The organism is Chloroflexota bacterium (assembly GCA_016875535.1).
Taxonomy (GTDB): Bacteria; Chloroflexota; Dehalococcoidia; order SHYB01; family SHYB01; genus VGPF01.
In genome coordinates this window covers 1-5,803 of the sequence record VGPF01000073.1, presented here as the reverse complement: position 1 = coordinate 5,803, position 5,803 = coordinate 1, and the positions used below count along the sequence as shown (strand labels likewise).

Annotated in this window: 8 protein-coding genes; 1 reads left to right on the top strand and 7 read right to left on the bottom strand. The window is 64.6% G+C overall.

Annotation, left to right across the window (positions count from 1 at the left end; genetic code table 11):
- The first annotated feature begins 138 nt into the window (after positions 1–138).
- Positions 139–888 carry a TIGR01906 family membrane protein gene (locus FJ039_12465; GenBank protein MBM4406961.1) on the top strand — a complete coding sequence of 250 codons (750 nt, stop codon included), beginning with the start codon at positions 139–141 and terminating at the stop codon, positions 886–888.
- A gap of 52 nt (positions 889–940) precedes the next feature.
- Here the strand turns inward: FJ039_12465 and FJ039_12460 are convergent, their stop codons facing one another.
- The 7 genes from FJ039_12460 to FJ039_12430 form a co-directional block, all read right to left on the bottom strand.
- Complete coding sequence (locus FJ039_12460; protein MBM4406960.1) at positions 941–1,192, bottom strand: zinc ribbon domain-containing protein; 252 nt, start codon at positions 1,190–1,192, stop codon at positions 941–943.
- Between the two features lie 77 nt (positions 1,193–1,269).
- Complete coding sequence (locus FJ039_12455; GenBank protein ID MBM4406959.1) at positions 1,270–1,722, bottom strand: pyridoxamine 5'-phosphate oxidase family protein; 453 nt, start codon at positions 1,720–1,722, stop codon at positions 1,270–1,272.
- Between the two features lie 30 nt (positions 1,723–1,752).
- A complete protein-coding gene (locus FJ039_12450; protein MBM4406958.1) occupies positions 1,753–2,571 on the bottom strand; it encodes a metal ABC transporter permease in 819 nt (272 codons plus the stop codon).
- 5 nt (positions 2,572–2,576) lie between these two features.
- Complete coding sequence (locus FJ039_12445; GenBank protein ID MBM4406957.1) at positions 2,577–3,341, bottom strand: metal ABC transporter ATP-binding protein; 765 nt, start codon at positions 3,339–3,341, stop codon at positions 2,577–2,579.
- On the bottom strand, positions 3,332–4,276 hold the full coding sequence (locus FJ039_12440) for a zinc ABC transporter substrate-binding protein (GenBank protein MBM4406956.1): 945 nt from the start codon (positions 4,274–4,276) through the stop codon (positions 3,332–3,334). The genes FJ039_12445 and FJ039_12440 overlap by 10 nt, the downstream gene beginning before the upstream one ends.
- A gap of 133 nt (positions 4,277–4,409) precedes the next feature.
- Positions 4,410–4,742, bottom strand: coding sequence for an ATP-binding cassette domain-containing protein (locus FJ039_12435; GenBank protein MBM4406955.1), 333 nt, complete (start codon positions 4,740–4,742; stop codon positions 4,410–4,412).
- Positions 4,739–5,683, bottom strand: coding sequence for a zinc ABC transporter substrate-binding protein (locus FJ039_12430; protein MBM4406954.1), 945 nt, complete (start codon positions 5,681–5,683; stop codon positions 4,739–4,741). Before FJ039_12430 ends, FJ039_12435 begins: the two co-directional genes overlap by 4 nt.
- Positions 5,684–5,803 lie beyond the last annotated feature (120 nt).

Sequence of the window (5,803 nt, the reverse complement as noted above, 5' to 3'; positions counted from 1 at the left end):
ATGGCCAGGAAGGTCTCAAAGCTCTCCAGGTCCTTGTAATCGGCCACGGGCGCACCTCGGTTCTATCCGGAGGCATCCCATTCTACGTGGCGTTCGTTTTCCTTGACAAGGAATCCCCCGCCCGTGAATGATGGTTCCATGTCCTTCCCCCGCAGCAAACCCTTCGTCGCCGTCGTCATGACCCTCTTCGCCATCGGCGTCCCCTTCTTCCTCGTCTCCATCAACCTGCGCACCGTCATCAACAGCGGCTGGCTTTACAGCTACGGCGCGGGACACTTCGACACCCTGGAGCGGACGGGCATGACGCGCGAGGAGTACCTGCGCGTCACCAGGGAGATCAAGCACTACTTCAACTCGGATGAAGAGCCGCTCCAGGTGAAGGCCGTGGTCTTTGGGAGCGAAGAGGAGATCTTCACCACGCGGGAGGTGCGCCATATGTCAGACGTGAAGCTAATGGTTCGCGGCCTGGCGAAGGTGCAGTGGTACTCCCTCTTTTATCTGTTGGGCGTCGTGCTCTTCGGCTGGCTGGCCTGGGGCAGGCGGGCGCTCCGGCCGCGCATCGCGAAGAGCCTGCTCTGGGGCTCCATCGTCACCCTGGCCTTCCTGGCCATCATCGGCCTGGCCTCCATCATCGGCTTCGATACGGCCTTCACCTGGTTCCATGAGCTCGCCTTCGAGAACAACCGGTGGCTCCTCAATAAGAACGACTATCTCTTGCTGATGTTCCCGGAAAACTTCTTCCTCGCCGCCACGCTCATCGTGGCCGGGATGACGGTGGCAGAGGCCTTGGTCGCTGGCGCGGTGGCCTGGTTCTACCTCAGAATGAATCGCCGGAATGGCTCTCCGGCTGAGCGCGTGCAGACGCCGAACGGCGCGCCGACAAAATAAAAGAGCCCCGAGGGATCGGGGCTCTTTTTCAGACAGGATCCGCGCTGCGCGCTTAGTTCATGTTCATGCCGCATGCGCCGCCACCGCAGGCTTGCGCCATCTCGGCGGGGGAGCAGCAGCCTTCGGGCATGCCCATCGGCATATCATGGCCGTGATCGCCCTTGGCAACCGGCGCGATGACGGAGAGCTTTTTCCGCGCCTTATGACCGTGATTGCAGGTCACAGCCTCGGCCACAGCGCTCATCGGCTGGCGCTTTTCGAACGTATCGTTACAGGTTGAACAGTAGTATTCGTAGATCGGCATACCTAAGCCTCCTAGGGGTGAACACTCCTATTGTATCCAGGGCTTCAAGCAGGGGTCAAGGCTAAGGGCAGAGCCCCTCACATCCGTATCTTTCGGTTATCCCAACTGGCGATCCGCTTCTCCGGGACGACTTTGAAATAGGTTTTGCCGGTCGCATAGTGCTGTTGTGTCCGGGTCGGCATCGCCTCCCGCGCCTCGCGGAAGTTGGCGTACTTGGCGTCCAAGAGCGCATCAAAGCGGACCTGGAAGGCCGTATCTGTGACCGGCTCGGCACGGCCGCGGATCAGCACGGCCTTCAGGTCGCGCCAGCGTTCGCCCGATTCCACGAGGACGGCGACCTTGGGATTGCGCAAAAGGCCCTTTGCCTTGATGGTGGCGGAGCGCACGCGGAAATAGACGTGCCCGCCATCGTAGACGTACCAGACGGGCGTCGAGTGCGGATAGCCGTCCTTATCAATGGTCGAGACGATGAGCGTATGCCCATTTGTCAGGAAGTCGGCGATCTCCTGCTGGTCAAGCCAGACGCCCATGCTCGCCTCCGCGGACCGTGGATGGCGGGATTATACCGCCGTCTTCCGAGCCAGGAGCGTCCGCGCGCCCGTAATCAGCGTCAGCATCGCCAGCGCCGTCAGCACGATGGCCCCGCTGGCCGCGATGTCCTGGTAGTAGGAGACGGTGAGGCCGATGAAGACGCTTGCCGCGCCGATGGCCGCCGCCACCAAGAGCGTAGTGCGGAAGGCGCGCTTCAGCTGGAGCGCCGCCAGTACCGGCAGGACGATGAGCGCCCCGACCAGGAGGCCGCCGACGACACGCATGGAGAGCGTCACCGTGACGCCGGTGAGGATGGCCAGCAAGAGGTTGACGCGATGGACCGGAACGCCCGCCACCTTCGCCATATCGGCATCGAACGTGGCCTGGAGGAATTCGGAGTAGAGCAGGCCGATGACGAGCAGGGTCAGCGCGCCCGCGGCAACGGTGGCCCACAAATCCGCAGAGGTGACGGTGACGACATTGCCAAAGAGGTAGCCCAAGAGGCTGACGTTCAGGTGATCGCCTCGGCTGATGAGCACAAGGGCGATGGCCAGCGCCGTGTAGAGCACCAGGGCCAGCGCGCCGTCACTCGCGAGCCAGCGCGTTGTGCGCAGGCGCTCCAGGGTGATCGCGGCGGCGACCGAGGTCGCCATGGCGATGAGCACGGGGTACTCACCGAGGAAGATGCCGATGGCCGCGCCGGTGATGGCGACGTGGGAGAGCGTCTCCGCGATCAGCGACAGGCGCCGCAAGACAAGGAACGTCCCCAGGACGGGCGCGCTGACGCCCACCGCGCCTCCGGCGATGAAGGCGCGCACCATGAAATCGAGCTGGAAGATTTCAGGCATGGCGCTTATCGGTGTCTGTGGATGACCACGTCTGCCGTGTGGCCGCAGACGCGGGCCAGCGTCTCGTCCGTCAGCTCGTGATGCGGCGCGTAGGAGAGGAGGCGGATGTTGATGCAGGCCACCTTGGTCGCATCGTGCATCACCACGCCGATATCGTGGGAGATCATGAGGATGGTAACGCCGAACTTCCCCCGGAGCTGGCGCAGGAGAGAGTAGAACTCCTCCTGTCCCGGTTTGTCTATGCCCGTCGTCGGCTCATCCAGCACCAGCAGATCGGGCTCGTGGACCAGGGCCCGCGCGATGAGGACGCGCTGCTGCTGGCCGCCGGAGAGCTCGCTGATGAGCCGGTCGCGGTAGTCCCACACGCCGGCCGTTTTCAGGGCCTCTTCCGCCGCTTCGCTCATCTTCCGGCGCAAGATGGTCCTAGGGTCGAAGCCGCGATATTCGCCCATCGCCACCACGTCCCGCACCTTGGCGGGGAAGCGGACGCTAAAGGCCATGGTGCGCTGCGGCACGTAGCCGATGCGGTGCCATTCGGCGAAGTGGCGCACCTCTTTGCCGAAGAGCAGGACGCTCCCCTTCTGGGGCCGCTCAAGGCCGATGCCCAGTCGCGCCAGCGTGGTCTTCCCGCTGCCGTTGGGGCCGATGAGCGCGACGAAGTCTCCCTTTTCGATGGTCAAGGAGACATCCTCCACCGCAGGCGTCGCGCCGTAGGAGAAGGTGACGCCTTCGTAGACCAGCGGAGCCGTGCTCGATCCGTTCATGCGCATCCCAGGGCCGTCCTCAGGTTCGCCAAGTTCTGCCTCTGGAGCGAGATGTAGTCCGCCCCTGCCTTCACATCCCCCTGCGCCAGCCCCTCGATGGGGTTCAACACCAGCGTTCCCACACCGGCCTCCCGCGCGACGGTCCTTGCCACGGCATCGCTCACCAGCGTCTCAAAAAAGATATGCGTGGCCCCCTGGCGCTTCACCTCCTGCACCACCTCCCGCAGGCGGGCCGGGCTCGGCTCCGCCTCCGGCGAAAGGCCGGAGATAGCGTACTGCGTCAACCCGAAGCGTTCTGCAAGGTAGGCGAAGGCGGCGTGGGAGGTGACGATGGTAGCACGCCGGCAGGAGGCCAGCCCGCGTTGCATATCCGATACAAGGCCGTCCAACTCGGCAGAGAGCGCGCCGAGGTTCGCCGTGTAGACGGCCTGCCCGGCGGGGTCAGCCTTTGCCAGGGCGTCGCGCACGGCGATGGCCTGCTTCGCGTACAGCGCCGGGTCGAGCCAGACGTGGGGGTCGAACGGCTCATCGCCATCGCTCCCCCGGAGCAGCGTCAGTCTCTCTGTGGCCTTCACGACCACTGGCCCGTTAGACGGAAGGCTATCCACCGCGCGCTCGGCCCACTGCTCGAACCCGGCGCCTTGGTAGATAAAGAGCTTTGCGCGCTTGATCGCCGTGATGTCGCGAGGCTTCGGCTCCCAGTCGTGGGGCTCCGCGCCGGGCGGCACAAGGTTCCGCACGCTGACGCGCTCCCCGCCCACGCGCTCAGCGAGGTACTGCAAGGGGTAGAAGGTCGTCACGATGGAGAGCTTGCCTGACGCTGAAGGCTCCCCGCCGGTTCCGCATGCGGGCACTGCGGCCAGAAGCACCGCCAAGAAGAGCAGCAGGAAGCCGCTTTGGCCTCTTCCGGTGGTCGTTTTGCCTTGTATTTGATACTTCATCTCAACGTTGTCTCCTTTTGATAACTCGTCTAGTTCGCTTGCAAAACTTCCGCAGCTAGGCCGCCGTCGCCTCGCTGGCGCAGGTGCGGCACCGTCCGTAGAGCTCCACGGTGTGGCGCTGTAGCCGATCCGCTTAGCGCGGCTCTGCGGAGATCGCCACCACGTCCCGCACCTTGGCGGGGAAGCGGACGCTAAAGGCCATGGTGCGCTGCGGCACGTAGCCGATGCGGTGCCATTCGGCGAAGTGGCGCACCTCTTTGCCGAAGAGCAGGACGCTCCCCTTCTGGGGCCGCTCAAGGCCGATGCCCAGTCGCGCCAGCGTGGTCTTCCCGCTGCCGTTGGGGCCGATGAGCGCGACGAAGTCTCCCTTTTCGATGGTCAAGGAGACATCCTCCACCGCAGGCGTCGCGCCGTAGGAGAAGGTGACGCCTTCGTAGACCAGCGGAGCCGTGCTCGATCCGTTCATGCGCATCCCAGGGCCGTCCTCAGGTTCGCCAAGTTCTGCCTCTGGAGCGAGATGTAGTCCGCCCCTGCCTTCACATCCCCCTGCGCCAGCCCCTCGATGGGGTTCAACACCAGCGTTCCCACACCGGCCTCCCGCGCGACGGTCCTTGCCACGGCATCGCTCACCAGCGTCTCAAAAAAGATATGCGTGGCCCCCTGGCGCTTCACCTCCTGCACCACCTCCCGCAGGCGGGCCGGGCTCGGCTCCGCCTCCGGCGAAAGGCCGGAGATAGCGTACTGCGTCAACCCGAAGCGTTCTGCAAGGTAGGCGAAGGCGGCGTGGGAGGTGACGATGGTAGCACGCCGGCAGGAGGCCAGCCCGCGTTGCATATCCGATACAAGGCCGTCCAACTCGGCAGAGAGCGCGCCGAGGTTCGCCGTGTAGACGGCCTGCCCGGCGGGGTCAGCCTTTGCCAGGGCGTCGCGCACGGCGATGGCCTGCTTCGCGTACAGCGCCGGGTCGAGCCAGACGTGGGGGTCGAACGGCTCATCGCCATCGCTCCCCCGGAGCAGCGTCAGTCTCTCTGTGGCCTTCACGACCACTGGCCCGTTAGACGGAAGGCTATCCACCGCGCGCTCGGCCCACTGCTCGAACCCGGCGCCTTGGTAGATAAAGAGCTTTGCGCGCTTGATCGCCGTGATGTCGCGAGGCTTCGGCTCCCAGTCGTGGGGCTCCGCGCCGGGCGGCACAAGGTTCCGCACGCTGACGCGCTCCCCGCCCACGCGCTCAGCGAGGTACTGCAAGGGGTAGAAGGTCGTCACGATGGAGAGCTTGCCTGACGCTGAAGGCTCCCCGCCGGTTCCGCATGCGGGCACTGCGGCCAGAAGCACCGCCAAGAAGAGCAGCAGGAAGCCGCTTTGGCCTCTTCCGGTGGTCGTTTTGCCTTGTATTTGATACTTCATCTCAACGTTGTCTCCTTTTGATAACTCGTCTAGTTCGCTTGCAAAACTTCCGCAGCTAGGCCGCCGTCGCCTCGCTGGCGCAGGTGCGGCACCGTCCGTAGAGCTCCACGGTGTGGCGCT

Bases quoted from the DNA above. Each gene is read 5' to 3' on its own strand.
- FJ039_12465 (MBM4406961.1), top strand. From the start codon at position 139: ATGTCCTTCCCCCGCAGCAAACCCTTCGTCGCCGTCGTCATGACCCTC.
- FJ039_12460 (MBM4406960.1), bottom strand. From the start codon at position 1,192: ATGCCGATCTACGAATACTACTGTTCAACCTGTAACGATACGTTCGAA.
- FJ039_12455 (MBM4406959.1), bottom strand. From the start codon at position 1,722: ATGGGCGTCTGGCTTGACCAGCAGGAGATCGCCGACTTCCTGACAAAT.
- FJ039_12450 (MBM4406958.1), bottom strand. From the start codon at position 2,571: ATGCCTGAAATCTTCCAGCTCGATTTCATGGTGCGCGCCTTCATCGCC.
- FJ039_12445 (MBM4406957.1), bottom strand. From the start codon at position 3,341: ATGCGCATGAACGGATCGAGCACGGCTCCGCTGGTCTACGAAGGCGTC.
- FJ039_12440 (MBM4406956.1), bottom strand. From the start codon at position 4,276: ATGAAGTATCAAATACAAGGCAAAACGACCACCGGAAGAGGCCAAAGC.
- FJ039_12435 (MBM4406955.1), bottom strand. From the start codon at position 4,742: ATGAACGGATCGAGCACGGCTCCGCTGGTCTACGAAGGCGTCACCTTC.
- FJ039_12430 (MBM4406954.1), bottom strand. From the start codon at position 5,683: ATGAAGTATCAAATACAAGGCAAAACGACCACCGGAAGAGGCCAAAGC.